The organism is Novosphingobium sp. FSW06-99 (genome assembly GCF_001519065.1).
Taxonomy (GTDB): Bacteria; Pseudomonadota; Alphaproteobacteria; order Sphingomonadales; family Sphingomonadaceae; genus Novosphingobium.
On sequence record NZ_KQ954257.1, the window covers coordinates 123,125 to 149,610 of the forward strand.

28 protein-coding genes are annotated in these 26,486 nt (G+C 65.3%); 14 read left to right on the forward strand and 14 right to left on the reverse strand.

Annotation, left to right across the window (positions count from 1 at the left end):
* Positions 1–87 precede the first annotated feature (87 nt).
* The 5 genes from dnaQ to AQZ49_RS13135 all read left to right on the forward strand — a co-directional run bounded on the left by dnaQ (position 88) and on the right by AQZ49_RS13135 (position 3,306).
* On the forward strand, positions 88–780 hold the full coding sequence (gene dnaQ, locus AQZ49_RS13115) for a DNA polymerase III subunit epsilon (RefSeq protein WP_067616349.1): 693 nt from the start codon (positions 88–90) through the stop codon (positions 778–780).
* Between the two features lie 46 nt (positions 781–826).
* On the forward strand, positions 827–1,426 hold the full coding sequence (gene hpf, locus AQZ49_RS13120) for a ribosome hibernation-promoting factor, HPF/YfiA family (protein WP_067616351.1): 600 nt from the start codon (positions 827–829) through the stop codon (positions 1,424–1,426).
* Positions 1,427–1,586: 160 nt separating this feature from the next.
* A complete protein-coding gene (locus AQZ49_RS13125) occupies positions 1,587–2,048 on the forward strand; it encodes a PTS sugar transporter subunit IIA (RefSeq protein ID WP_067616353.1) in 462 nt (153 codons plus the stop codon).
* A gap of 8 nt (positions 2,049–2,056) precedes the next feature.
* A complete protein-coding gene (locus AQZ49_RS13130; protein WP_067616355.1) occupies positions 2,057–2,392 on the forward strand; it encodes a DUF1491 family protein in 336 nt (111 codons plus the stop codon).
* 338 nt (positions 2,393–2,730) lie between these two features.
* Positions 2,731–3,306, forward strand: coding sequence for a cell wall hydrolase (locus AQZ49_RS13135; protein ID WP_082701781.1), 576 nt, complete (start codon positions 2,731–2,733; stop codon positions 3,304–3,306).
* 58 nt (positions 3,307–3,364) lie between these two features.
* On the opposite strand, the gene AQZ49_RS13140 is transcribed toward AQZ49_RS13135, so the two are convergent.
* From AQZ49_RS13140 to rpe, 4 genes are read right to left on the reverse strand one after another with little or no spacing between them, the layout of a single operon-like run.
* Entirely contained in the window at positions 3,365–4,201 is an 837-nt protein-coding gene (locus AQZ49_RS13140; RefSeq protein ID WP_067616359.1) for an acyl-CoA thioesterase domain-containing protein, read from the reverse strand.
* Positions 4,202–4,211: 10 nt separating this feature from the next.
* Positions 4,212–5,789 carry a bifunctional phosphoribosylaminoimidazolecarboxamide formyltransferase/IMP cyclohydrolase gene (gene purH / locus AQZ49_RS13145; protein ID WP_082701765.1) on the reverse strand — a complete coding sequence of 526 codons (1,578 nt, stop codon included), beginning with the start codon at positions 5,787–5,789 and terminating at the stop codon, positions 4,212–4,214.
* A gap of 27 nt (positions 5,790–5,816) precedes the next feature.
* On the reverse strand, positions 5,817–7,712 hold the full coding sequence (locus AQZ49_RS13150) for a heparinase II/III family protein (RefSeq protein WP_067616363.1): 1,896 nt from the start codon (positions 7,710–7,712) through the stop codon (positions 5,817–5,819).
* Between the two features lie 5 nt (positions 7,713–7,717).
* On the reverse strand, positions 7,718–8,419 hold the full coding sequence (rpe, locus tag AQZ49_RS13155) for a ribulose-phosphate 3-epimerase (protein ID WP_067616652.1): 702 nt from the start codon (positions 8,417–8,419) through the stop codon (positions 7,718–7,720).
* Positions 8,420–8,749: 330 nt separating this feature from the next.
* Between rpe and AQZ49_RS13160 the strand changes: the two genes are divergently transcribed.
* Both AQZ49_RS13160 and AQZ49_RS13165 read left to right on the forward strand, forming a co-directional pair.
* Positions 8,750–9,241 carry a DUF2141 domain-containing protein gene (locus tag AQZ49_RS13160; RefSeq protein WP_067616366.1) on the forward strand — a complete coding sequence of 164 codons (492 nt, stop codon included), beginning with the start codon at positions 8,750–8,752 and terminating at the stop codon, positions 9,239–9,241.
* Between the two features lie 17 nt (positions 9,242–9,258).
* Positions 9,259–10,209: a 2-hydroxyacid dehydrogenase gene (locus AQZ49_RS13165; protein WP_067616368.1), complete on the forward strand. Its 951-nt coding sequence runs from the start codon at positions 9,259–9,261 to the stop codon at positions 10,207–10,209.
* On the opposite strand, the gene AQZ49_RS13170 is transcribed toward AQZ49_RS13165, so the two are convergent.
* Both AQZ49_RS13170 and AQZ49_RS13175 read right to left on the reverse strand, forming a co-directional pair.
* Positions 10,206–10,967: a phosphocholine cytidylyltransferase family protein gene (locus tag AQZ49_RS13170; RefSeq protein WP_067616370.1), complete on the reverse strand. Its 762-nt coding sequence runs from the start codon at positions 10,965–10,967 to the stop codon at positions 10,206–10,208. The genes AQZ49_RS13165 and AQZ49_RS13170 overlap by 4 nt on opposite strands.
* Before the next feature lie 89 nt (positions 10,968–11,056).
* Complete coding sequence (locus tag AQZ49_RS13175) at positions 11,057–12,157, reverse strand: inositol-3-phosphate synthase (protein ID WP_067616373.1); 1,101 nt, start codon at positions 12,155–12,157, stop codon at positions 11,057–11,059.
* 222 nt (positions 12,158–12,379) lie between these two features.
* Between AQZ49_RS13175 and AQZ49_RS13180 the strand changes: the two genes are divergently transcribed.
* Positions 12,380–13,318, forward strand: a complete 939-nt coding sequence (locus tag AQZ49_RS13180; RefSeq protein ID WP_067616654.1) for a CDP-alcohol phosphatidyltransferase family protein — start codon at positions 12,380–12,382, stop codon at positions 13,316–13,318.
* Here the strand turns inward: AQZ49_RS13180 and AQZ49_RS13185 are convergent.
* Entirely contained in the window at positions 13,284–14,564 is a 1,281-nt protein-coding gene (locus AQZ49_RS13185; RefSeq protein ID WP_067616655.1) for an MFS transporter, read from the reverse strand. The genes AQZ49_RS13180 and AQZ49_RS13185 overlap by 35 nt on opposite strands.
* Before the next feature lie 234 nt (positions 14,565–14,798).
* Here AQZ49_RS13185 and AQZ49_RS13190 point away from each other — a divergent pair, with 234 nt between their 5' ends.
* A complete protein-coding gene (locus tag AQZ49_RS13190; protein WP_067616656.1) occupies positions 14,799–15,425 on the forward strand; it encodes a class I SAM-dependent methyltransferase in 627 nt (208 codons plus the stop codon).
* Here the strand turns inward: AQZ49_RS13190 and AQZ49_RS13195 are convergent.
* Positions 15,403–16,176, reverse strand: a complete 774-nt coding sequence (locus AQZ49_RS13195) for a hypothetical protein (RefSeq protein ID WP_067616375.1) — start codon at positions 16,174–16,176, stop codon at positions 15,403–15,405. The genes AQZ49_RS13190 and AQZ49_RS13195 overlap by 23 nt on opposite strands.
* Positions 16,177–16,335: 159 nt before the next feature.
* Between AQZ49_RS13195 and lipB the strand changes: the two genes are divergently transcribed.
* Entirely contained in the window at positions 16,336–17,001 is a 666-nt protein-coding gene (lipB, locus tag AQZ49_RS13200) for a lipoyl(octanoyl) transferase LipB (protein ID WP_067616377.1), read from the forward strand.
* 17 nt (positions 17,002–17,018) lie between these two features.
* Positions 17,019–17,306, forward strand: coding sequence for a hypothetical protein (locus AQZ49_RS13205; RefSeq protein ID WP_156428295.1), 288 nt, complete (start codon positions 17,019–17,021; stop codon positions 17,304–17,306).
* Here the strand turns inward: AQZ49_RS13205 and AQZ49_RS13210 are convergent.
* The 6 genes from AQZ49_RS13210 to AQZ49_RS13235 form a co-directional block, all read right to left on the reverse strand.
* Entirely contained in the window at positions 17,303–18,181 is an 879-nt protein-coding gene (locus tag AQZ49_RS13210) for an HpcH/HpaI aldolase/citrate lyase family protein (RefSeq protein WP_067616381.1), read from the reverse strand. The two genes, AQZ49_RS13205 and AQZ49_RS13210, sit on opposite strands and share 4 nt — an antisense overlap.
* 57 nt (positions 18,182–18,238) lie before the next feature.
* Positions 18,239–19,342 (reverse strand): alkene reductase, encoded by a 1,104-nt coding sequence (locus AQZ49_RS13215; RefSeq protein WP_067616384.1) that lies wholly within the window; start codon positions 19,340–19,342, stop codon positions 18,239–18,241.
* Positions 19,343–19,488: 146 nt separating this feature from the next.
* Positions 19,489–20,487 carry a quinolinate synthase NadA gene (gene nadA / locus AQZ49_RS13220; protein ID WP_067616385.1) on the reverse strand — a complete coding sequence of 333 codons (999 nt, stop codon included), beginning with the start codon at positions 20,485–20,487 and terminating at the stop codon, positions 19,489–19,491.
* Between the two features lie 32 nt (positions 20,488–20,519).
* On the reverse strand, positions 20,520–21,461 hold the full coding sequence (locus tag AQZ49_RS13225) for an MBL fold metallo-hydrolase (protein WP_067616387.1): 942 nt from the start codon (positions 21,459–21,461) through the stop codon (positions 20,520–20,522).
* A 52-nt stretch (positions 21,462–21,513) separates the two neighbouring features.
* Positions 21,514–22,047, reverse strand: a complete 534-nt coding sequence (locus AQZ49_RS13230; protein WP_231739222.1) for a DUF1465 family protein — start codon at positions 22,045–22,047, stop codon at positions 21,514–21,516.
* Between the two features lie 79 nt (positions 22,048–22,126).
* Complete coding sequence (locus AQZ49_RS13235; RefSeq protein ID WP_067616389.1) at positions 22,127–22,324, reverse strand: YdcH family protein; 198 nt, start codon at positions 22,322–22,324, stop codon at positions 22,127–22,129.
* A 346-nt stretch (positions 22,325–22,670) separates the two neighbouring features.
* Here AQZ49_RS13235 and AQZ49_RS21870 point away from each other — a divergent pair, with 346 nt between their 5' ends.
* The 3 genes from AQZ49_RS21870 to AQZ49_RS13245 all read left to right on the forward strand — a co-directional run bounded on the left by AQZ49_RS21870 (position 22,671) and on the right by AQZ49_RS13245 (position 26,411).
* The gene (locus AQZ49_RS21870; RefSeq protein WP_082701767.1) at positions 22,671–22,829 is read left to right on the forward strand and encodes a YdcH family protein; all 159 of its coding nucleotides are present in this window, start codon (positions 22,671–22,673) and stop codon (positions 22,827–22,829) included.
* Between the two features lie 153 nt (positions 22,830–22,982).
* A complete protein-coding gene (gene ptsP / locus AQZ49_RS13240; RefSeq protein ID WP_067616391.1) occupies positions 22,983–25,262 on the forward strand; it encodes a phosphoenolpyruvate--protein phosphotransferase in 2,280 nt (759 codons plus the stop codon).
* A 114-nt stretch (positions 25,263–25,376) separates the two neighbouring features.
* On the forward strand, positions 25,377–26,411 hold the full coding sequence (locus AQZ49_RS13245) for a helix-turn-helix domain-containing protein (RefSeq protein WP_067616395.1): 1,035 nt from the start codon (positions 25,377–25,379) through the stop codon (positions 26,409–26,411).
* Positions 26,412–26,486: the final 75 nt, after the last annotated feature.

Sequence of the window (26,486 nt, forward strand, 5' to 3'; positions counted from 1 at the left end):
TTTATTGAATAATATTTTAATCCTCAGCCGCGCGTTTTTTGTTTTACCGCCTTGTCAGCGCGCCTTTGCAGGTTCATCGTCACACAAATGCGCGAAATCGTTTTCGATACCGAAACAACCGGGTTTGATCCCAAGAGCGGCGACCGGCTGGTGGAAATCGGCTGCATCGAGATGGTCAACCGGGTGGCTACCGGGGTGGTGTTCCACCGCTATTTCGATCCCGAACGCGACATGCCGGCCGAGGCCGAGGCGGTCCACGGGCTGTCGACCGCGTTCCTGACCGGCAAACCGAAATTTGCCGAACATGCCGCCGAATTGCTCGATTTTCTGGGCGATGCGCCGCTGGTGGCGCACAATGCGGCATTCGATTTCGGCTTTCTCAATGCCGAACTGGCGGCCTGCGGGCTTGGTCCGGTGTCGCTTGACCGGATGGTCGACACGATCGCGATCGCCCGGCGCAAGCACCCCGGCGCAAAGCTCAGCCTGGATGCGCTGTGTTCGCGCTATGGCATCGATCGCAGCCACCGCACCAAGCACGGCGCGCTGCTCGACGCCGAATTGCTGGCGCAACTCTATGTCGAATTGTTGGGTGGCAGGCAGATCGGGCTGGAGCTCGCCGCCGATGCCACCGGGTCGGACGTCGTGCCCGAACAGGCCGCACACGGACCGGTCAACCGCCCATTCCGTTCGCCCAGGCCACACAGCCCGAGCGAGGCGGAACTGGCCCGTCATGGTGCATTCATGGCGGGATTTGGAGACCCCCTCTGGACGCGCGGGTAATCCGCACGGCCTGTTGGGGAACACTCCCCCAAAGAGGAGAAGTACGATGGATATTCGCGTTTCCGGCCATCAGGTCGACACCGGCGCCGCATTTGAATCCCACGCCCAGCAGCGGCTGGCCATCATCGTCGACAAGTATTTCTCACGCGCGCTCTCTTCGCAAGTCACGCTTGGCAAGGCCCCGCATGGCGGTTTCAGATGCGATATCGTCACCCATGTTGCCCAGGGCCTGATCCTCAAAGGCAGCTCGATCGCGCAGGATGCGCACCAGGCGCTCGACCAGTCGGCGGAAAAGATCGACCGACAGCTCAGCCGCTACAAACGACGGATCAAGGATCGCCATGAAAACGCGCTCCACGCTCGCCGCCAGGACGATGCCAATTTCAACGGTTTTGCAGGCGGTACCGAGGACGCGACTTATACCCTGTTCGCCGAAGCAGCCCCTGACGAGGAACCGGCGGATGCCCCGCTGGTGATCGCCGAAACGCGCGTCGATGTTCCCACTGCCACGGTGTCCGATGCGGTGATGATGCTCGATCTGCGCAACACCAATGCCCTGTTGTTCAAGAACGCCGGAACCGGCATACACAACATGGTCTATCGGCGGGGTGATGGTTCGATCGGCTGGGTTGAGCCGCAGAAATAGATCGCCCGATGCGGCCCCGCCCGGCCAGTACCGGCGGGGCCGCAATTTCGTCGCAGCAAGATCCCACTACGCCAATCGACCCTTGCACGCGGTTGAAATCAGGCGCATGGCGCCTCCAACGTGACGGTGGCCTTACCAGACCGATGGTATCAATTTGGCGATGAGCGCGCTTTTTTCTATTGATCAACAGGCTGTTCGCGTGATCCGCGCGGAATCCAAAGCACAGATCCTGTCTGTGCTGGCGCAGTGTTTTGCGTCGGTCTATGGGCTCGACCCGGGCCATGTGCTGGACCGCATTCTCGAACGCGAGGCGCTGGGCAGCACCGGTTTCGGACGCGGTGTGGCGATACCCCATGCCCGGATCGACGGTCTGACCCGCCCCGTGGCGGTGTTTCTGCGATTGGAAGGCCCGGTGGAATTTGCCGCCGCCGACGGCATGCCGGTCGATTGCGTGTTTGGCCTGCTGTCGCCCGATCAGGCAGGCGTGGCGCATCTGCAGGCACTGGCGGCGATTTCGCGGCTGATGCGCGATGATCGCATGCACAGCCGCCTGCTGGCCGCGCCCGACGCGGATTCGCTGTTTGCCCTGCTGGTCAACGTCATCGACCGCGACGCCGCCTGATCATCGCGATGGAACCGGCGCGTCTGCCCGCCTCGCTCGAAGTATCGGGACTCGTCCGGCGCACCCAGGCCGCCGGTGGATTTGCGATGGTGCTGCATAAAGGTGAGCCCGACGCCGGGACCATTCTGGTGGTTGCGGTCGATCGCGCAGGGTTGGGCACGTTGTATGAACGCCTGCCTGATCCTGCCGGACCGCGCCGCTGGACCGCCGTTCGCACACAACAGGCCGACTCGCGCAGCGACTTTGACGCGTACCTCGATCGGCGCGCAACGCTTGATCGCGACGTGTGGATCGTTGAACTGACCATCGCGGATGTTGAACGGTCCATCCTGAACCAGGGGTGACTGACCGACCGAAAGGTTGACTCCACCGTTCCTGCCCATAAAGGCCAAGGCTTCCGCTGTTGCGTAGGCGGCGACGATCGGCACCAGGCCGCATCGCGCTAGCACGCAGACGGGGGGCAGACGGCCTGGAACTTGGCAGGGGATGGGTGAAGCGTTGGCACAGGCTGCCGTCGTATTCACGAAACCCGTGATCAAACCATGTCCCGACGCTCACCGCCGAATTTGGATAGAGTGTGAGTTTTTCCGTTCGTTTGGCCACGGTTTTCAGCCTGGCCGTGACCCTGAGTTTCGCGGTGTTTGGTACGTCCGGTGCCAAAGCCCACCCGCAAGACCTGCAAATGCAGGTACAAGATGCGCAAGTCCCCCAGATCGGGACGCCATCTCCGGTCTCCTCGCAGACTGCAACATCCACCGACGCCGCCCAGATTTCCGTGCAGCCGTTGCATGATGCAACGATCGATCCGGCGCTTGGCGCGGATGCAGAAATCAGCCGCTGGTCGGCTGCCTCGCTGGAAGAGCTGGTTGATCTGGTCCCGGTGCCCGCCACCGTGTCGCCCGAGATCAATTGCCTGGCAGGGGCGATCTATTTCGAGGCCAAAAGCGAAAGCCTGGCCGGACAACTGGCGGTTGGCCGCGTGATCGTCGCGCGCACGACTTCGGGCCGGTTTCCCAGCTCGTATTGCGGGGTGGTGTTTCAGCACTCGCAATTCTCGTTCATCCACGGCGGCGCGATGCCGAGCATCGACCGGTCGAGCGCTACCTGGCACCAGGTCATCAAGATCGCGCTGATCGCCGATCGCGGCGCCTGGAAAAGCCCGGCCGAAGGCGCGCTGTTCTTCCACGCCGCGCGCGTCGGGCCGGTGGCCGGCAAGACCCGCGTTGCGCGGATCGACAATCACGTGTTCTATCGCTGATCGATCGACCGTTTGACGATCGTTGCGGCCGCTGCACCCCCGGTGCGGCGGCCGTGCGCTATTTGCGGCGGCTGTTGGCGATGGCCGAGACCACGATCACGCCCAGCGGCCCTGCGATATCATGGATTGCGGCCTGACCCACCGCCACGCCATTGGCAGAGCTGTGACCGGTCAGTTCATAGCCCAGCCATTCGCCCTGCGGCTGGCGGTGCAAATGGATGGTGAAGTCGGTGTTGACGAAATCGATGCCGGATTCACTGCTGTGCGTCAGCGGGCTGGCGAAATCGGCGGTGGTGACCAGCATCAGGAAAGGGCTGAGCGGGTGCCCCGCGACCACTTCCATCCCGACCTTGAGCCAGGCCTGGCGCGCCGCGGCCGGGGCCAATTGACCCAGCACCGGAGGATTGCCCTGACCGCCGCCGCCGGGGGGTGATGCCCGGTTGAAACGCGGGTGGTCTGCCGGGATCGGGCGCATGTCCCACCGCCAGTGCGCTTGCGCGGGCAGGGTGTCGGGATGGGGCGCGGGCCAGCCCGGGCTCTGCCATACCGGATTGTCGGGTTGCGTGCCCTTGCGCACGATCTGGCACAGCGCACGCGTCTGCAACCGCCCATCGGCGATAAGCCGCGCCTCGACCAATCGCAGCCGCCCGCTTTCATGCAGCACTTCGGTGATGACCGTAAGCGGGGCGGCGGGCGGCATGCGTACCATGTCGATCGACAGGCGCACCGGCACCCAGTCGGGCGCGCAGAAATCGCGTTCGATGACAAAGCCCAGCAAAGACGCTGCGGCTGCCCCGCTCAATGTGTTGGCCTGCCAATAGCCGTGCGCGGCCCGCGTCGGGATGAACGCGTCGCCTTCGGCAACAAAGAAATGGTCGGGGCGTGGCTCGGTCACGGGCACCTTCTCAATGCCGGAAATGGCGCATCCCGGTAAACACCATGGCCAGGCCGGCCGCATCGGCGGCCTTGATCACGTCTTCATCGCGGATCGATCCGCCCGGCTGGATGACGCAAGTCGCGCCTGCCTCGACCGCGGCCAGCAGCCCATCGGCAAACGGGAAGAACGCATCCGATGCGACCGCTGAACCGACCGTGCGCGGCTGATCCCAGCCATGGGTTTCGGCGGCTTCTAGCGCCTTGGCTGCCGCAATCCGTGACGAATCGCGGCGATTCATCTGGCCTGCGCCAATCCCGGCGGTCACCCCGTTGCGGGCATAGACGATCGCGTTCGATTTGACGTGCTTGGCCACGGTCCAGGCAAACAGTGCGTCGGCAAGTTCGCTGGCGCTCGGCGCGCGCTGCGTCACCACTTTCAGATCGGCGGGATCGATGCGCCCGTTGTCGCGATCCTGCACGAGCAGGCCCCCGGCAATCGGTACCGTAATCAGCCCGCTACGCGATGCCTGCGGCAGGCCGGGGAGAATCAGCAGGCGCAAGTTCTTCTTGCGCGCAAACACCGCGCGCGCCGCCTCGTCGGCACCGGGGGCAACCACCACCTCGGTAAAGATCGCGGCGATCGCCTCGGCGGTCGGGCCGTCGAGCGGTGTGTTGGTTGCGACGATCCCGCCGAATGCCGAAACCGAGTCGCAGGCAAGCGCTGCCTGCCACGCTTCGAGCAGGGTGGATGCCGTCGCCACACCGCAAGGGTTGGCGTGCTTGACGATCACCACGGTCGGGCCCGCGCCCGAAAATTCGGCAATCAGTTCGATCGCGGCATTGGCGTCGTTGTAATTGTTGTAGGACAGTTCCTTGCCCTGGATCTGTTCGGCCTGAGGCAGCCCGATCACCTCGGTCTGGCGCGGCACATAGAGCGCCGCGCTCTGGTGCGGGTTTTCGCCATAGCGCAACGTGGTCACCAGCCGGTGGGCCTGGGTCAGCGTGGCAGGGAAATGGTCGCCCTGATCGACCGTGGCAAACCACGTGGCGATGGCCGCGTCATAGGCGGCGGTGGCGGCATAGGCCTTGGCGGCAAGCTTGCGACGAAACGCCAGCGTTGTCGCACCACCGGTCGCGGTCAGTTCGCCAATCAGCCCGGCATAGTCCGCCGGATCGGTGACGATCGCCACGAACTGGTGGTTCTTGGCCGCGGAGCGAACCATCGAGGGCCCGCCGATGTCGATATTCTCGATCACGTCGTCACGCGCGGCGCCGCGCGCCACGGTCGCCTCGAACGGATAAAGGTTGACGACCACCAGATCGATCGCGCCGATCGCGTGCTCGGCCATTGCGGCGGCATGTTCGGCATTGTCGCGTACCGCCAGCAGCCCGCCGTGGACTTTGGGATGCAGGGTCTTGACCCGGCCATCCATCATTTCGGGAAACCCGGTCAGTTCGGCAATGTCGCGCACGACCAGCCCGGCTTCGCGCAGGGCAGAGGCCGTGCCGCCGGTCGAAACCAGTTCGACGCCTTGCGCCGCCAGGGCGCGGCCCAGATCGGCCAGACCGCTCTTGTCGGACACTGAAAGCAGCGCCCGCTTGATCATCACTTCACTCAAGACAGTTTTCCCAGTTCAACGCATCTTTTTGAGCAGCCACGAGAATGTCTCTCCGCTGCGGGGCACTTTGGCGGTGATCACCAACTGGCGCGTGGCCATTGGGCGGCCCTGGCCATCGGCCCACAGGCTTTCCTCGATCACCACCTGGTCACGACCGGACCGGAATTGCCACAGGCTGCCATCGGGCAGGGCCAGCGTCACGCCAAGTCCATCGCGTCCTTGGGCCAGCTCGATATGCGGGCCGAGGTGAAAGCGCAAGATCACCCCGATGGTGCCGCGCTTGCCCTTGCGCCCGGCGGGAACCAGGCAATCTTCGCCGCGCAGTTCGGTGCCGTCATCGCGCGCGATCAGGATCCGGCGGTGGGTCAGGCCATACCGCGCGACATAGCCGTTGTGGCTGGCTTCCAGCCGGGTGGCGCCGCCGCCAGGGCCATCCCCGGCCACGCTGCGGCGGTCAAAATCAACCTCGGACACCCCGGTGCCCAGTTTGCCGTTGATCAGCACGGCGGTCGAATTGAAATCGTCGATGGTCAACGTCGAATGCGCCGCCGTGGCGCGCAGCCCTTGCGCCAGACGCACCGGGATCAGCCCCCCGGCGCAGGCCCCGCCGCCGCAATTGACAATGATCCGTTCGCCCGCGTGGCTGAATTCGAACGCCAGTGTCGAGGCGCTGCCGTCGCGGGCATGGCGCGACACCGGCGGGGGCGCCGCATCGAACAACAGGATCGAGCGGCGTGCGGCCACGCGCTGGTAACCCCACTGGCGCGCCTCTCGCAAGGGGCGGGTGCGCACGCCGGTCGCGCGGATCAATGCATCGATACGTGCCGCGGGCATGGCATGCGCGCCCTGCCAGGCCGCCAGCCCGCCATCGCTGTGCAGCACCGCCAGCAGGGGCGGCACCAGCAGCGCCAGGATCGTGTCGATCTGGCTCGGCGGTTCGGCACGCACCGCGCCATAGCACGCACGCAGCCGCACCAGCAGCTCGATCGCCTCGATCTGGCACAGCGGGCTGCGTGACAGCACGCCGCCATCATCGCCGACCAGATCCCCCAGTGCGCGGATCAGCCCCGCCTCGCCATAAAGCTGCCGCGCGCGGCCATCGGCCAGCAGCAGCCCGGCGGCGGTGATCGCGGTCCAGCCTGCCACTTCGGCCAGCTTGTCCTCGGCGCGGCCGACATTGCGGTCGAGCCAGGCGGCGGTGGTTTCCACCGCGTGGAGCGCGCGATTGCGGAATTTGCGATCCTGTCCCGACAGGATCAACGGAGCATGGATCAGCCAGTTGAGCAGGCGATGCCCGACATTGCCGACATCCCAGGCGGGCGTGGCATCGGGGCGCGGATTGGCGGTGAGCCAGCGCCCGAGAATGCGCTCGGCCACGGCGGTGCATTGCGGCCGCGCGGCGCAGGCTTCGAGATCGGACAGCCAGGCAAAGCCGTGGACCAGCCGTTCGAGCGGAGGCGCCAGCCGGGGGCCGGTGAATTCGACATCGGCGATCGGCGCCTTGAGCCCGTGGAGCAGAAAATGCCCGGCGCGCAACGCGGTACCGGCGGCGGGTTCGCCGGGCAGGGGATTGGCCACTGTCGCGGTCAGGCGCGGCGCGGTGCGTTTCGCAAACGGGTTGAGCGCGCGCGGGCTCGTGCCAAAGCGATAGGCCAGGCGGATAAGGCGTTCGCCGGCGCTGACTTGCGGCGGCGAAAAATCGGCCAGTGCCAGCGCCCGTCCCGGTTCGATCACGCCAGGTTCGATCATCCCCGCGTCGACGGCATCGGCGTCAAAGCGCAGTTCGACCTGGTCGGCGTGATGGTCGGCCGACCGGCCCAACGGGATCGCCATGCGACGGTCGGACCCGGCTGCTTCGGCAGCGTTATGGTCGGATGACGCGGGGGCGATGGTCAGGCCGGGGCGATTCATGGGGTTCAGCCGGTTCCCTTCAGCGCGGCGATATTGGCGGCATACTGCGCCGGTCCTCCGCGAAACGACGCCGTGCCCGCCACCAGCACGTCGGCCCCGGCGGCGACACAGGCCCCGGCGGTGGTCAGATCGACGCCTCCGTCGACTTCGAGGTGGATCGGTCGACCGGTCTTGTCGATCATCTTGCGGATCGCCTCGATCTTGCGCAACTGGCTGGAAATGAAGCGTTGACCGCCAAATCCGGGGTTGACGCTCATCACCAGCACCAGATCGACATCGTCGATCAGGTAATCGAGCATTTTGGCAGGGGTGCCCGGATTGAGCACAACCCCGGCCCGTTTGCCCAGCGCCTTGATCGCCTGCACCGTGCGGTGGATATGCGGCCCGGCCTCGGGGTGCACGGTGATGATATCGGCCCCGGCGGCGGCGAACGCTTCCAGATAGACGTCGACCGGCGAAATCATCAGATGGACGTCGAACGGCTTGGCGGTGTGTGGGCGCAGCGCCTTGACCACGGCGGGGCCGATCGTGATATTGGGCACGAAATGGCCGTCCATCACATCGATATGGATCCAGTCGGCACCAGCCTCGTCGATCGCACGGATTTCCTCGCCCAGCCGGGCGAAATCGGCGGACAGAATGGATGGCGATATCAGTGGCGCGTCGGGCGTCGGTCTTGCCAATGCCTTGGCCAATGGATCAGTCATTGCGGCAACCCGGTCCATGCGAAGCGCCACAGGAACAGTGGCGACGATGGGCATTCCTGCCCGAGCGCGCTTGCGATGCAATCAGCCCGGACTTGCCCGATTCCTGCCGATAGCCATGCCGCCCGTCCGCCACAAGCGGTGTCTGCCGCGTTTTCCACACGCCCGGCCCGCGATTGTCCGGTTTCGGGCCGAACCGTGCGAATTTATTCTGCCCGTTGTGGTGCAATTGTCTTGGCCGCGCGACAAATTGGCGCGCCGACAGCACCTTGCGTGCCGCGCGCGTTTGTCGCATGCGCTAAATTCGATTCAACAGTCAGGCCCGCCACTGCAATGCGTTTCCCCGTACGGATCTCCAGCCTCGCCATGATCTTCGCGACGGCGCTGGCCGCACCGCTGGCCGCAACCCCGGCGCTGGCCGCGCCGCCGTGCCTCGGCCCGCAGAGCAATGTGTGGATCACCGTCACGGTCGATGGCCTGCGCAACGCCAACGGGCAAGTGACGACGACGGTCTATCCCGACAATCCCGACCGGTTCCTGGTCAAGAACGGGTCGCTCTATGTCGTGCGCACGCCGACCGTGGCAGGCGCGACGAAGTTCTGCGTGTTCGTGCCGCAGACCGGGGTCTATGCGCTGGCGGTCTATCATGACGAGGATATGTCGGGCACGATCAACCGGTCGGGCGTGCTGGGTATTCCCACCGAAGGTTACGGCTTTTCCAACAACCCGCCGACGTTGGCCAGCCTGCCGACGTTCCGTTCGGTGCGAATCGCGATACCGCGCACCAATCTGGCCACGACGATCCATCTGAAATACCCCGACTGAGCGGCGCACCAGGTCCTGTGAGCGATCCTGCCCGCCCCGACATCCTGGTCGCCGCACCCTTGCCGGCATTCACCATGGATGTGCTGGAGGCGCGGTTCACCGTACACAAGCTGTGGCAGGGCGTGGCACCCGCCGATCTGGCGCGCGTGCGCGGCATGGCCGCCAGCACTCTGGCAGGACCGGTGGGCGAGGCGCTGTTTGCGCAGATCCCGGGGCTGGAAATCGTTGCCAATTTCGGTGTCGGCTATGACAACATCGATATGGCGGCGGCGGTTGCCCGCCATCTGGTTGTGACCAACACCGCAGGCGTGCTCGACGAGGAAGTGGCCGATCTGACTGTGGGGCTGTTGTTGGCCACCGTGCGCCGGATTCCTGCGGCGGAACGGTATGTGCGCGACGGTCTGTGGCCCGGCGGCGGCTTTGCCCTGTCACCCTCGTTGCGCGGGCGCCGGGTCGGCATCGTTGGTCTTGGCGGCATTGGCAAAGCGGTGGCGCGGCGGCTGGCCGGGTTTGCGGTCGACATTGCCTGGTATGGCCGCAGTGAACAGCCCGATGTCGCCTGGCCGCGCTATCCTTCGGTCGAAGCGCTCGCTGCGGCCTGCGATGTGCTGATCGTGATCGTGCCCGGTGGCGCGGCCACGCGCCACCTGATCGATGCACGCGTGCTGGCCGCGCTTGGCCCCGATGGGGTGCTGATCAACGTGGCGCGCGGCAGCGTGGTCGACGAAGCCGCGCTGATCGAGGCGTTGCAGGCGCGCACCATTCTGGCCGCCGGGCTCGACGTGTTCGAACACGAACCGCATGTGCCGCAGGCCTTGCTGGCCTGCGACAACGCGGTGGTGTTGCCGCATATCGGATCGGCATCGCTCGTCACGCGTCAGGCCATGGGCCGAATGATGGCCGACAACCTGACCGCGTGGTTCACCACCGGCCGCGCGCTGACCCCGGTGCCCGAAACGCGCTATTAGCGGTCAATCTCGGCTGGGCCGGTTTCCGCCAGAGCCTGGGCGAAATGCCACATGGCGGTTTCTTCGGCGAGCGCGTGGTAATGCGGATCGTCGATATCGATCCACCAGGCGTCCTCGATGTCGAGCGTGGCGGCGCGGTTGTAGGCGGCCAGCACTTGCACCCCTTCGGACAGCGAGCCGGCCTTGCCCGAGGCGATCGCCGCGCGAATTGCCGGCGCCAGTTCAGGCGTTGCCAGAAATGCCCCGCAATCGACCGCATCATAGGGCGTGATGGTCTTGCCGATCGCGCGGATCATCCCGCGCGTGTCGGTTTCGACCCAGGTGGCATCTTCGGGGTCGATCAACGGGCTGTCGATGCGGCGATCGATCGCCAGGGTCAGCCCGCAATCGGCGGGTGCCTCGGTGATCAGCCGCGATAGGATTTCGACATCGAACAGATGGTCTGCCATCATCAGCAGATAATTGCCTTCGCACCGGGTCGCCCCGGCGATCACCGAATGGCCATTGGGCGTCGACCAGTCCGACAGCCGCACTGGCACGATCGCGATGCCCAGCCGCAGCGACAGGTCGGCCAGGAACATCTCCAGCCGGTTTGCCTCGTGCCCGGTAACCACCACCACGCGGGTGATCCCGGCCAGCACGGCCTGGCGAATCGACAGTTCGATGATCGGAATGCCGCACACCGGGGTGAGCGGCTTGGAAGGCGACAGCGCGGCAAGGCGGCTGCCGTAACCGGCGGCGATAATCAAAGCGTCCAATGCGCTTCTCCCCGTAAACATGGCACGACCGAAAAAGGCGGCGTCAGCATGGTGCCGACGCCGCCTTTGACGATCTGGTGCAAACCGGATTACTCGGCCGCGAGGGCCGGTTCGGTGATGTATTCTTCGACCAGTTGCGCAGCGACATCGTCGCTGAACTGCTGGGGCGGGTGCTTGCAGAAATAGGCCGACGGACCGACCAGCGCCCCACCTTCACCGCGTTCCAGCGCAACCTTGCAGCAACGGATTGCATCCATCACGCAGGCGGCCGAATTCGGGCTGTCTTCGACCGACAGGCGCAGCTCAAGGTTCATCGGCACATTGCCCCACTGCGTGCCTTCGAGGCGCAGGAAGCACAGCTTGTTGTCCTTTTGCCATGGCACATAGTCCGATGGGCCGACGTGGATGTTTTCATCCGCCAGACGCTGGACCAGCATGGCCTGCACTGCCTCGGTCTTCGATTCCTTCTTGCTGCCCAGCCGCTGACGGTCGAGCATGTTCATGAAATCGGTGTTGCCGCCGGTGTTGAGCTGATAGGTCTTTTCAACCGTCACGCCGCGCGCGCCGAACAGGCTCGACAACACGCGGTGAACGATCGTCGCACCGACTTGGGCCTTGATGTCGTCGCCGACGATCGGCAGGCGCTTGGCGCGGAACCGGGCTTCCCATTCGGGGGTGCTGGCGATGAACACCGGCATGCAGTTGACCACAGCCACGCCCGCTTCGAGCGCCGCTTCCATATAGAATTCGGTCGCCGTCTGCGATCCGACCGGCAGGAAGTTGAGCAGCACTTCGGTGCCGCTGGCCTTGAGCGCAGCAACCATCCCGTCATGCGTGACTTCGGGTGCATCGGCGACGATGAAACCGCGTTCGCCCATGCCGGTCATATGGTCGGCCACCCCGTCAAGGATGCGACCCATGATCACTTTGGCACCGGTTTGCGGAACATCGGCGTGGAACACGGCGGTGCAGTTCGGCCCGGCAAAGATTGCCTCGCCGATATCCTTGCCCACCTTGCGTGCATCGACGTCGACGCCGAGCACGAATTCCACGTCACCTGCACCATATCCGCCGATCCGGTCGTGGATCAGACCTCCTGCAGAATTGTTCTGACGGTAAAAATAAACCCCCTGGACAAGTGAGCTGGCGCAGTTGCCCACGCCGATCACCGCGACCTTGATTGGCTTCATGTAAGCACGTCCTCTTCGACAGGCACCGCTACTGGATGGCTGTCACCAAAGTGCCTTAGTTTGCGAAATCGGCCCGGAATGCAAGCGGAATCCCCCGATTGTCAAGCAAGCCAAGGAAACCATGGCGATTTTACAGCACAGTGGCGCTCGCCGCAAAGGCAGACTATGGCCGACGAATCCGGCCGGCACGGCGCTTTTAGACGCAGGATGAAGATTACCGCCATGGCGAATGCCCCCCGCGAACGGCCGCGCCGCCCGCGCGAATTGCAGGATTCGCTCAATTATTATCTCTATCATCCATTGGCTTGGCGCCTGGCCAGGGCGCTGTCGCGGACCCCGGTAACGCCCAATATGGTCTCGGTGGCAGGGGCGCTGTTCGTGGTCGCGGCCGGCATCGTCTATTGGCGCGGGCCGGGTTGGGGGCTGCTGTGGCCCTGGAGTCCGCTGCTTGGCTTGACGCTGCACATGACCTGGCACGTCGTCGATGGCGCCGATGGCGATCTGGCGCGGCTGACCGGCCGGACCAGTCCGCTGGGCGAACTGATCGACGGTATCTGCGATTATGCCGGTCACGTCGTGCTCTATATCATTCTGGTGATCATTCTGGCGCCGTCGATCGGGTGGGGCTGGGCATGGTTCTGGGCGCTGGCGGCGGGGGCCAGCCACGTGGCCCAGGCCAATTTCGTCGAAGTGCAACGGCGGTTCTACCAGTACTGGACCTATGGTGTGCCGTGGCTCAACAACGCCACGCAGGCCGATGCCGCGTTGTTTCGCGACAAGCGCGGGGTTTCGTGGATCTTGCGCGGGTTTGTGCTCGGCTATCTGCGGCTTGCCTCGGGGATGAGCCCCAATGCGCTGATCATCGATCGCGCGGTAACCGCCGCGATTGCCGCCGATCGCGCCGGTGACGGCACCGCGCTGGCGCGGATTCGCGGTGAGGTGCAGCGTGAACAGCGTCCCTTGCTGGTCCTGCTCAAGGTGCTCGGCCCCAATCCGCGCGCGATCACGCTGGGCATCGCGATGCTGATCGGCAGCCCGCTGTGGTATTTCGTCTATCAGTCGCTGGCGCTCAACGCACTGCTGTTCGTCGCGGTGCAGCGCGGCGATGCGGCGGCCTTGCGCGTGGTCAATCGTCTCGGGCTGGCGCACGCCCCTCTATGAACAGCGCCAGCACGCCCAGCACCAACAGCTCGATCAGCACCCACACCATCCAGTGCGAATGGTTATAGAGCCACACGCCGATGGCGGGTGACACGATATAGGCAGATCCGTTGACCGCCGCGACAATGCCCGCGGCCTGGCCCTGTTCGCCTGGCCCCACGGCCAGGCTGGTACCCGCGGTAAACCCCGGCCGGAACAGGCCAAAGCCCAGCGAACAGATCGCAAAGCCGGTGGCAATGGCATGGAGATTGGTGCCCAGCGCCACCGGCAGGGCCCCCACCGCGATCAGTGCCATGCCCAGCATGGTTGACGTGCGCGGGCCCAGCGCCAGCATCGGGATCAGGCCCCATTGCGCCAGCAGCATGGCGATCGCGCCGCACATCAGCACCAGCCCGATCGGCCCTGCCGCGGCATCGGGCTGATGGCGCAACCCCAACCGGTCGAGCAGCAGAAAGCCGATGACCCCCAGCATGATCGATTGCGCCTGCCCGCCCAGCATGCCGGCAATCAGCCAGCGGCGAATGCGCCGGTCGCCCCAGCGCAAGTGCAGCGGCGCGGCGGTGTTGTCCCGATCGGCCATATCGGGGTCGTGCGGCCAGCCATCGGCATTTTCGTCATAGCGCGGTGATGCCCGATGCGCGGGGGCATGTTCGCGCAGATGATCGATATCGGGCGAATCATCGGGCAGGCGCAGGCGCAGCATCATCAGCACCCCCAGCGCGCCCAGCGTGAAGGCGATGAACGGACCGATCAGCCCGACCCCCGGCACGATCAGCAAGGGCGCCAGTGCGGGACCCAGCGCCGTGCCCAGGCCAAAGCTCGACGCGATCATCGACAGCGCCTTGGTGCGTTCGGCGCGGCTGGTGCGGCTGGCGACATAGGCCTGGACCGCAGGCGGCGCGGCCGACCCGAACGTGCCATAGAGCGAGCGCGCGGCGGCAAACAGCCCGATCGCGGCCATCCCGCTGACCGCGCCCTTCAGGCCCGCCAGCAGGGCACCGCCACACAGCGCAAACGAAAGGGCAAAGGCGGCCAGCCCCAGCGACATCATCGCCTTGCAACCCAGCCGGTCGGACCGGCGCGCCCAGAACGGCGCCAGCAGCATCCACAACAGCGCCGACCAGGAATAGGCCAGGCTGACCCAGACATCGGGAATGCCCAGATGCGTGCCGATCGAGGGCATCACCGATTGCATCGCGGTGTTGCCCGCCGCAACGATCAGCATGACCGCAAACAGCAGTGCCATGCGCCCCGGCGGCAAAGCGTCGGTGTTGTCGTCATCGGCGTGCGTCAAGGCGGCTTCGGTTGCCACATCCCCTCCCGTTCTTGGCCTGTTGCGCGGGCAAACAGGACCATGTTGCGTTTTGCAACCCATCGGGAAAGTCCGGTAGGATGCCTGCACGAGGCTTGCAATGGGGGGCATATTTTGCGAGCGGATGGTGCCCAGACTTAATCTGTTGCCGAAAGAGACATTTCGATGATGGCACCAACCGGTTTTGCCACCGAACCACTGCCTGCTCGCATCCGTCGCAAAGTGCGTGCGCTGCTTGGCCCAATGGGCTTTTTCCTCAAGGGTTTCGTCAAGAATCCGGTGATGGTCGGGGCCATCGTGCCGTCATCACGGCGCACCATCACGCGGGTTCTGGCGCCGGTCGACTGGGACCGGTGCCGACTGTTTGTTGAATACGGGCCGGGTGTCGGCACCTTTACCAAGCCGGTGCTTGATCGCCTGCGGCGCGACGGCACGCTGATCGTGATCGACACCAATCTCGATTTCATCGCCTACCTGAAGGCGACGATCGGCGATTCGCGGTTCAGTGCGGTGCACGGATCGGCCAGCGATGTCGAAGCGATCGTGGCAGCCCACGGGTTCGATCACGCCGATTACGTGCTGTCGGGCCTGCCGTTCACGACTTTGCCGCCCGGTGTCGGGCCCGCGATCATGGCTGCCACCCAGCGCGTGCTGCGTTCCGGCGGGGCGTTTCTGGTCTATCAGTACACTGCGCGTGCCCGCGCGCTGATGCGGCCCTATTTTCCGCGCATCGACAAAGGGTTCGAACCGATCAACGTGCCGCCTTGCGTGATCAGCTGGGGCTGGAAGGACTGACCGATGACCCGGCCCCGTGCACGGGGCCGAGCTGGTCATAAGTCGAGGCGATGATCGCCGTGTAATAGGTATAGCCCACCGCAAACAGCACCGCGCCAATCGCCTCGCCGATCATGCGTTGCACCTCGGCTTGCGGTACAGCCGTTGCCAGCACGCCCGCCACGATCATCGCCAGCACGTAGACGACCAGGAACAGGGTGATCGCCGGGCCGACATAGAGCATGATCCGCAAGGTGTGGCCGCGCGTGCGCGCCAGCCCGCCGATGATCGCGCGGATCGGGTTGCGCAACCGCTGCGTGACCATTTCGGGCCCGACCAGCACGACGCGCACCAGCGGATAGATCATCACCACCAAGGAAACGAACGCGGCGACCAGTGTGGGCAGGATCGCCGACAGCGCGCTGACCACGACCACCCACATGACCGACAGCGCCAGCGATGTCAGGATCTGCGCGGCGAGATAGCTTGGCAACAGCCGGATGCCCACACCGATTGCCTTGCCCACGGTCGGCCGGTCGCGATCAAGCAGCATCACCAGCAAAGTCAGATACCCGACCAGCATCGGCAACGACAGCACCACCAGGATGGGCCCGGCCTTGGTGTAGAATTCCATGATGGCATCGGTCATCGCGGCCTGGTTCATCGTGCCGGTCAGCGCAGGGGTCGGCACGACGACGGCCCCGATCAGCCCGGGCAGCAGAAAAAACACCCCGCCAATCGCGGTCAGCATGTCGCGATTGGCCGAAACCATGCGTCTTGCGCTTTGCCATGCGCTGCTGCTGTCCAGAGTCACCACTATTCAAAACCTCGCTGTTCAAGCCTGTCTCTAGAGCATCGGGACGACCGGAGGGAACCGGTTTTCGCGATATCCCGCTTGCATGGCCCGCAGAGCAACGCCAAGAGACGCCACATGGACGCCGACCCGACCCACGACGCGATCGAGATTCGACGCGAATCCGCGCGCGTCGACTACCGCACGGCGCTCGATGCGATGACCGAACGCAATGCCGCGATCGCCGAGCACCGTGCGTGCGAATTGATTTGGCTGCTCGAACATCCGCCGGTCTATACCGCCGGAACCAGCGCGGTGCGGTCCGAATTGCTCGATCCGCGGTTTGACGTGGTCGAGGCCGGGCGCGGCGGGCGCTATACGTATCATGGCCCGGGGCAACGCATCGGCTATCTGATGCTCGATTTGCGCACCCGCGCGCGCGACGTGCGCGGGTTTGTCCACGCGGTCGAAGGCTGGGTGATCGACACGCTGGGCGATTTCGGCGTCGAAGCCTGGCGCGCGCCGGGACGGATCGGCATCTGGACGCGCGGCCGCGACGGTCAGGAGGCCAAGATCGGCGCAATCGGCATCCGCATCCGCCGCTGGGTGACGATGCACGGGTTTGCCGTCAATCTGTCGCCCGACCTGTCGCATTTCGGCGGAATCGTGCCCTGCGGCATTGCCGACCATGGTGTCACCAGCCTGGCTGACCTGGGGCTGGAGGTTACGGGCGAGGCGTGGGATAGAGCGTTGCTGGCGCGTCTCGACGGCTTTCTGGCAAACCTCGATCAACCGTGTCCCTGACAGGCGGAACCGTACCCATGTCCATCCGATCCGTGTGTGTCCTGCCTGCCTTGACTTGCGCGCTGATGCTCGCCGGGTGTGACAAACCGGCGCAGCCGGCACCGGGCAAGGCCGCCGGGGCCGATGTGCTGCCCGGAACGATCAGCGACAGCATGCTCGATCTGGACCAGTCGCGCGCACGGCCCTTGCTGCAACCGGTGCCGCGCAACCCGACCGCCGCCACCGACACGGCCAGTGATGCGCCAAGCGAAGCCGCTGCCGCCGATAGCGCGGCGCCGCCGCCTGCACCTGCGCCGACCAACTAATCGAGGCCGAGCAGCGCGCGCGCCTGCCGTAGATGCGGCTGGTCGATCATCCTGCCATCAATCTGCAAGGCGCCGACACCGGGGTTGGCGGCAAACGCCGCGACAATCGCGCGCGCTTCGGCCAGTGCGGCTGCATCGGGGGCAAAAGCGCGATTGATGATCGGCACTTGCGCGGGATGGATCGCCAGCATGCCCGCAAAACCATCCGCCGCCGCGTGTGCGGCGACGACCGCCAGCCCTGCCTCATCGCGGAAATCGGCGTGCAGCGTGTCGATCGCCCAGATTTCGAGCGCGTGCGCGACCAGCAGGGTCTGCGTGCGCACCCAGCGGAATGTGTCGGTCCAGTGCCCGCGCGGATCGCGCTTGCGCGTCACGCCCAGTGCCGCGCCCAGGTCTTCCGCGCCCCAGGTCAGCCCGGCCAGGCGGGGCAACGTGGCCTCGACATAGGCGGGAATGGTGACCGCCGCGCGCGCGGTTTCGCTTACCAGCGGCAGGATGCGGGTCTGCCCCGGCGTCAAGCCGTGGGTGTGTTCCAGTGTGTCGAGTTCGGCACTGATCTGCGCGATCTGATCGGGCCCGGCGGCCTTGGGCACCATGATCCCGGTGGGCGCGCCGCCGATGATCGCGGCCAGATCGTCGCGCCAAAGCCGGGTGTCGAGCGCGTTGATGCGCACCCAGACCTGGCTGTCGCCGCCCCGGTTGGCGGCATCGCCCAGCCATGCGGCCGTGGTTGCGCGGCCAATCGGTTTGCGCTCGTCGGATACCGCATCTTCCAGATCGATGATCAGCGCATCGGCACCGGTGGCTTGCGCCTTGGCCAGCTTGCGATCGCTGTCGCCGGGAATGAACAGCCAGGAACGCGGTGTCGATGTCATGCGTCACTCACCCGAAAGAGAGGTACCGCCGCCCAATCCGGGCGGCGGCAGCCCCGGTCAGGCGTCCGTAGCGACCTCGGCCAGCGTCGGATAGTCGATATAGCCGGCATCGCCGGGGAAATACCACGTCTGCGGCACGCCCACGTTGGGCGCAAACGGCGCGCCGACGCGAATGCGTTCGACCAGATCCGGGTTGGAAATGAACGGACGGCCAAAGCTGATGGCATCGGCGCGACCCGATGCCAGATCCGCCTCGGCCTGTTCGGCAGTATAGTCGCTGTTGAGCACCAGCGGGCCCTTGTAGATCGACCGGATCAGTGCGTCCTGCTGCGGCACGTCGGTTTTGCCGAACGTGCCATCGGGGCCCGGCTGGCGCAGTTCGAGAAAGCCGATGTTCAACGCCTGCAACACGCGTGCCGCTTCGCCGAAGATCGCGGCGGGATCGCTGTCGTCGGTGCCTTGCGAATCGCCGTTGGGCGACAGGCGCACTGACACCCGACCGGCGCCCCAGACCGAGATCAGCCGTTCGGTCACTTCGCCCAGCAGACGCGCACGGTTTTCGACTGAACCGCCATAGCTGTCATCGCGCAAGTTGGTGCCGTTGCGCAGGAACTGGTCGATCAGATAGCCGTTGGCGGCGTGCAACTGCACCCCGTCGAACCCGGCCTTCTTGGCGTTTTGCGCGGCGAGGGCGTAATCGTCGAGCAGACGAGGGATCTCGTCGAGCCGCAAGGGCCGTGCCGTGGCATAGTCCTTGGTCCCTTCGGGGGTGTGGGCATGGCCCGGTGCGCGCGTCGCAGAGGCCGAAACCGGCGGTTCGCCGCCCAGGAAATAGGGGTGCACGATCCGGCCCATATGCCAAAGCTGGGCGACGATACGCCCGCCTGCGGCATGCACCGCCTCGGTCACCGGTTTCCACGCTTCGGTCTGTTCATCGGTCCACAGGCCGGGCGCACTAGGCCAGCCAAGGCCTTCGCGGCTGATCCCGGTCGCTTCGCTGATGATCAGCCCGGCGCTCGCGCGCTGGCGGTAATACGTGATCATCGATGGCGTCGGCACGCTGCCGGGGGTGGCGCGGCCACGCGTCAGCGGGGCCATCACAATGCGGTTGGGTGCCTCGATGGCCCCAAGAGAAATCGGTTTAAGCAGATTTTCGACCATGGGCGTGCCTTTTGCTGGGTGGAGAGGAAATGGTATCGCGCGGGGCGATAACCGTTTCCATTTGCAACCCAAGCTAGGCAGTCACTCCGGCCATGGCAACTACCCGCTCGGCACAAAAATCCTTGGCGCTGCAAACCGCAGCTTTGTCAGGCGGTCACCGGGCGCAGGCCCAGATCGCCCTGGCCGACGGTGCCCGCCGCCATGTCGAGCATCGCATCGAGGCTTTTCTTTGCCGCCAGTCGCAGGTTTTCCTCGATGTGCACCGCAGGCGTCAGATCGCGCAGCGCGATATACAGCTTTTCCAGCGTGTTGAGTGCCATGTAGGGGCAGATGTTGCAGTTGCAGTTGCCGTCGGCGCCGGGCGCGCCGATGAACAGCTTGTCGGGCATCGCCAGTTGCATCTGGTGGATGATGTGCGGTTCGGTGGCGACGATCAGCGTCTGCGCCGGGGTCGCCTTGGCATAGTTGAGAATGCCGGTGGTCGACCCGACATAATCGGCATGATCGAGGATATGCGGCGGGCATTCGGGGTGCGCTGCGACCGGTGCGGCGGGATATTGCGCCTTCAGTTTCAACAGCTCGGTTTCGCTGAACGCCTCGTGCACGATGCACACGCCCGGCCACAACAGCATGTCCCGCCCGAACTTGCGGTTGAGATAGCCGCCCAGGTGCCGGTCGGGGCCAAAGATGATCTTCTGTTCGGGCGGGATCTTGGCGAGGATCGTTTCGGCGCTGGAACTGGTGACGATGACGTCGGACAGCGCCTTCACTTCGGTCGAACAGTTGATGTAGGTCAGCGCGATGTGATCGGGATGCGCCTCACGGAACGCCCTGAATTTGTCGGGCGGGCACGAATCCTCCAGGCTGCAGCCCGCGTCCATGTCGGGCAGGATGACAGTTTTGTCGGGGCTGAGGATTTTGGCGGTCTCGGCCATGAACCGCACGCCGCAAAACGCGATCACTTCGGCGTCGGTAGCAGCCGCCTTGCGCGACAGTTCGAGCGAATCGCCGATATAGTCGGCCAGGTCCTGGATTTCCGGGCGCTGATAATAATGCGCCAGGATGACCGCGTTGCGCTCCTTGCGCAGCCGGTTGATTTCGGTGCGGAGATCAAGGCCGGCGAGCGAGGCAGTCTGGGCCGTCATGGAAGGGGTCCTGTGAAAGAGTTTGCGGCGATTTAGGCCGGGGGCCGGTCGAGGGCAAGCCAGCGTTCGCCATCGGGGACAGCCCGGCCCTGCCGCTGCAGGTCGATCAGGTGCGCCAGCACCGATCGCCCGGCGGCCCCGTGCAGACGCGGATCGAGACCCTTGTACATCGCGGCGACAAGATCGGGGATGGTGCGCGGCCCGGATTCGAGGTGCGTGGCGATCTGGCGTTCGCGCTGGCGGCGGTGGCCGATCATGACGCGCACAAACTGGCGCGGGTTGTCGATCTGGGGCCCGTGCGCGGGATAATAGACGCGGTCCTCGCGGTCGTGCAGCACGGCAAGGCTGGCCATATAGGCCGCCATGTCGCCATCGGGGGGCGACACCACGCTGGTCGACCAGCCCATCACATGATCGCCGGTGAACAAGGCGCCGCTTTCGATCAGGGCATAGCACAAGTGGTTGCTGGTGTGGCCGGGGGTGGCCACTGCCTCGATGGTCCAGCCCTGGCCGTGCAACCGTTCGCCGTCGGCCAGGACGCGGTCGGGCCGGTAATCGGGGTCGAACGCGGCATCGGCACGCGGCCCGTCATCGTCGAGCGTCAGCGGCGCGCAGCCGATGATCGGTGCACCGGTTGCCGCCTGCAGCGCGCGCGACGCCGGGCTGTGATCGCGGTGGGTGTGCGTGCACACGATCGCCGCCACGCGTGCCGTGCCGATGGCGGCCAGGATTGCCTCGACATGGCCTTCGCCGCGCGTGTCGGCATGACCGGCGGCGCCGGTATCGGCCGGGCCCGGATCGATCACTGCCACGTCGTCGCCCGCGCCGACCAGATACGTCTGCGTGCCGGTAAACGTATAGGGAGAGGCATTGGGCGCCAGCACGCGCCGCACCAGTGGTTCGAGCTGCAACGCTCGCCCGGTCGGCCAGGTGGCCGGATCGTGCGGGTTCTCGATGGGGATCACCTCGGTCATACGACCAAGATGGGGCATCTCTCGGCGTGGCGCAACGTGGATGTGGCGCTATTCAGCCGTGCGCCAGCCTGTCTCGCAGCCGGTCTAGCGCGCCGGGCAGGGCGGGGCGATCGCTGCGCCAGGCCGTCTCGAGCCGCTGGATACGCGCATAGAGCCGCTCGCTCTGTTGCACGAGGTCGGCCAGATCGTCGGGCAACCGGCTGACCACGACCGGGTCGCTGGCCGGGAAATGGCTGATCAGGCGGCCATGGCGGCGCAATTGCGCCGCGCTGATGTCGCCTGCGAACCACGCGCGGTGGTTCAGCAGCCAGGCCAGGCAATGCATCACGCGGGTCGCCGTACGCAAGGCCTCGCAGGTCACCTCGACATCTTCGGGACAGACCGGGCGATCGGGCATCGCCTCGCTCGCCACGGCATGGACCGCGTGGACTCGGCTCGGCGGCGTGTCGCGCAAGGCATCGAAGCCGCCCCGCGCGGCATCTGACAACACCAGCGCCTCGACATAGAGCGCTTCGACGATATGGGAATTGATGGAGGCTACCCCGGTCATCCCGATGGCATAGCGGGCCACCCCGGCAATGCTCAACCGGCGCCTGGCCCGGTGTATCGGATTGGCACGGTGCAATTTGCCCGTCGCAGGCCGGGCAGGCAAAAAAATCCAGCGGTTACGCGATGATATCGGGGATCAGGTGGTCTTCGATCATGCTGATCTGATCCTTGAGCCGCAATTTCCGCTTTTTCAGCCGGGCGATCTGCAACTGGTCGCCGGACCCCGCCGTGCTCAGCGCGTCGATTGCGGCATCCAGATCACGATGTTCCAGTCGCAGCGCGGTCAACCGCTTGCGCATTTCGTCTTCGGTCACCCCGGAACAACTCCTTATCGGTCGGTCTTGTCGATCAGTCCCGGCGAACGTGTGCTGTGTCATCCATTGCCCCGGGGCCGACCGGCAATGGAACCCTTGTAAGGACCCTTGGATATACGGACCCTCGTAACGCACCTCGCATGCTTGCCAAAGCCTTTCGACCCGACCCACAAACATTGCGTACCGACGCGACACCGCTTGCAAGATACGGCGAATGTGGGAGCATGACAACGCGCCCTCTGCCCGGTTGGCATATCCAACCCGAGTCGCGACAGCGGGCGCGGTCAACGCCCGGTCGGCCATGCCGCCGGGACGACAGGCAGCAACTCCATGAAGGAGGCTTTGGATGGAATCCACGCACTTCAATGCTTTGCAAAGCAAACACGCCGGACTTGAACGCCGCATCGCGGAAGAGCGATCGCGCCCGATGCCCAATGAAGTCCTGCTCATGGAATTGAAGCGACGCAAGCTGAAGATCAAGGAAGAGCTGACGCAGCCCCACTAGGCAAGATTCCGATCCGGTTTGGTGCGAAATCGCGCCGTCAGGGCGGCAGGACAATGTCCTGCCGCCTTTTTGCTGGGCCGGGTAGCGGCCTGCAACGACACCGGCCGCAAAAACCGGTTTCCACTTTTTCGCGCGATGCTCTAGGCCAAGGTCATGGCTTTGCAGACCGCCACCGCCGCCGCCAGGGCAATCCTCAACTCGTTGCACGAGATCATGGCCGCGCGCACTGGTGCGCAGGCCAAACTGAACCAGGTCGTCGATGTCATCGGCGAAAATCTCAACAGCGAAGTCTGTTCGATCTACCTGCTGCGCGAAGGCATGCTGGAACTGTTCGCCACGCGCGGGCTGAACCAGCAGGCCGTGCACGTGACCCGCATGGCGGTGGGTGAGGGGTTGGTCGGCACGATCGCATCGAACATCGAAACGCTCAACCTGGCCGAGGCGACGGCCCATCCCGACTTTGCCTTTCGCCCGGAAACCGGTGAAGAGCGGTTTCATTCGTTCGCCGGGGTGCCGATCGTGCGCCGCGAACGCGCGGTCGGCGTGGTCGCGGTGCAGCATGTTGAACCGCGCCGCTATGAAGAAGTCGAGATCGAGGCGTTGCAGACCGTGGCGATGGTGCTGTCGGAACTGATCGCCAACGCCGGGTTGATCGACGAAGATGATTTCCTTGGATCGGGCGCGCTGTTGACCGGGCCGGAGCGCCTGCAGGGCATGGCGCTGGTCAAGGGCATCGCATCGGGCACGGCGGTGTTCCACCAGCCGCGCGTGACGATCGAACAAGTCGTCGCCGATGATATCGAGGCGGAACGCCAGCGCGTCTATCTGGCCTTTGACAAGATGCGCGAACAGATCGACCGCATGGCCAGCCAGGCCGAATTCGGCGTGGGTGGAGAGCATGAGGAAGTGCTCCAGACCTACAAGATGTTCGCCTACGACGAAGGTTGGGGCCGGCGCATCAACGAAGCGATCGATTCGGGCCTGACCGCAGAGGCGGCGATCGAGCGGGTGCAGCAACGCACCCGCATGCGCATGCGCCAGATCGACGATCCGCTGCTGGCCGATCGCATGCACGATCTGGAGGATCTGTCCAACCGGCTGTTGCGCATCGTCTCGGGCCAGTTGGGCACGGCGGCGAGCGCGGGGTTGAAGGGCGATGCGATCCTGGTTGCGCGCAACCTGGGCCCGGCCGAATTGCTCGAATACGACCGGCGGCGCCTGAAAGGCGTGATTCTCGAAGAAGGATCGCTGACCGCGCATGTGGTGATCGTGGCGCGGGCGATGGGCATTCCGGTGATCGGGCGGCTGCGTGGCCTGCGCGGCAAATTGCGCGATGGCGACCAGTTGCTGATCGATGGCGACCGCGGCGTGGTCGATGTCCGCCCGACGCCCAGCATGACCGAGGCGTTCGAGGCGCGCTTTGCCAAAAGCCGCGAGCGCCAGGCGCATTATGCCGCGCTGCGCGATGTCGAGCCGGTGTCGCTCGACGGCACGCGCGTGACGGTGATGATCAACGCCGGGCTGCGCGACGACATGCCGCTGCTCAATCTGACCGGGGCCGACGGGATCGGGCTGTTTCGCACCGAATTCCAGTTTCTGGTGTCCGCCACGCTGCCCGCGCGCGAACGTCAGACGCGGCTCTATCGCGATGTGCTCGATGTGGCGGGCGATCGTCCGGTGGTGTTTCGCACGGTCGATATCGGCGGTGACAAAGTGCTGCCCTATCTGCGCCAGGACAACGCCACGCTGGAGGAAAATCCGGCGATGGGCTGGCGCGCGCTGCGCGTTGCGCTCGAACGCGATGGCCTGCTGAAAGTCCAGGCGCGCGCGTTGATCGAGGCGGCGGCGGGTCGCACGCTCAACGTGATGTTCCCGATGGTCACCGAACCGTGGGAATTCGACGCCGCCAAGGCGGTGTTCGAAAGCCAGTTGGCGTTTCTCAAGCGGCAGAAAAAGACCCTGCCCGAGGCGGTTCGTTATGGCGCGATGGTCGAAGTGCCCGCGATTGCCGAATGGCTCGATGTGCTGGCGCCGCGCCTGTCGTTCCTGTCGATCGGCACCAACGATCTGACCCAGTTCCTGTTTGCCGCTGATCGCGGCCATCCCAAGCTGGCCGAACGGTATGACTGGGTGTCGCCCGCAATCCTGCGGTTTCTCAACCGTGTGGTGACAACCGTGGCGCCGTTTGGCACCGATATCACGGTCTGTGGCGAAATGGGTGGGCGTCGGCTGGAGGCGCTGGCGTTGCTCGGGCTGGGCATCACGCGGCTGTCGATTACCCCGGCGGCGGTCGGCCCGATCAAGGAACTGGTCAGCAAAGTCGATCTCGGTGCGATTCGCCTGGCGATGAGTGGCTGGCTGATCGATCCGCCGGCCAACATGCGTGCGGTGCTGACCGAGTGGGCGGCAAACCATGGAATCGATTGCGACTGACCCGGCGACGATGCCGCGCGGTCGCATTTGTGACGCGAATCCCGTTGACTTTCTCACAATTGCAACCAACCCTTGCTAAGGGATTCCCACAGGATCAAGGGTTGCACAAACATAATGGAAAACGCGCGCGACGCCGTGGCTCAGAACGGCGATCACGACGACAGGCATGACGCGCCGCTGGCCACGATCAAGCCAGCGACTGCCAGCGCGCGCCTGCGTGCCGCGCGCGAAATGCAAGGGCTGACCACCGCCGACATTGCCGCGCGCACGCGGATCACGCTGCGCCATGTCGAAGCGCTCGACCGGGGCGATCTCGCCGCTTTGCCAGGGCGACCTTATGTGTTGGGTTTTGTGCGCAACTATGCGCGTGCGCTGGGTCTCGACGAAGCCGATCTGGCCGCGCTGGTGCGCAGCGAACTCGACAGTGCGGCGCCCCGGCCGGCGCCGCGCGTGGTGCACCAGTTCGATGTCGATGATCCGGCCAAGACGCCGTCGCGCCTGTTGACCTGGCTGGCGCTGGGCCTGTTCGTCGCCGTACTGGTGGCAGGCGGGGTGTTCTGGCGCAGCTATTATGCGCCGTCGACCGATCTGCCCTCGCTGATCCAGCCTGACCCCACGCCTTCGCCGGCGGCTGCACCCGCTGCGGCCAGGCCGACGCCGCCGCCCGCAGCGGCAGGGCCGGTGGTGTTTACCGCGCGCGAGGACCGCATCTGGGTCAAGTTCTATGACGGCCATGGCCAGCAACTGATGCAAAAGCAGCTTGCGCTGGGTGAAAGCTATACCGTGCCCGCCGACGCCTTCGAGCCAAAACTGTGGACCGGGCGTCCCGACGCGCTGACGATAACCATTGGCGGACAACCCGCGGCGCCGTTGTCTGATCATCGCGGCATCGTGCGCGACGTGCCGGTGACGGCGCAGGCGCTGCTGGCGCGGGCACAGCCTGCGGCGGCGACGCCCCCCCTGACGTCATCGTCGATACCATCGGTGACACCGTTCAATGGCGTCCCGACGACCGGGCCGGTGCATCACAAGGCCCGGCACAGCCCCGTTCACGAAACCGACAGCGATGCTGTGCAAGCGATCGACCTGCCGCCTGTCGGTGGCGCCTCGCCATCAGCCGAGGCCACCCCGGCAAGCGCTGCGCAATAAAACCAGGCCAGCAAGGCCTGGCCAATATGAACCGGCAACGCGCGCTCGACATCGGGGTGACACTGCGGCAATCCT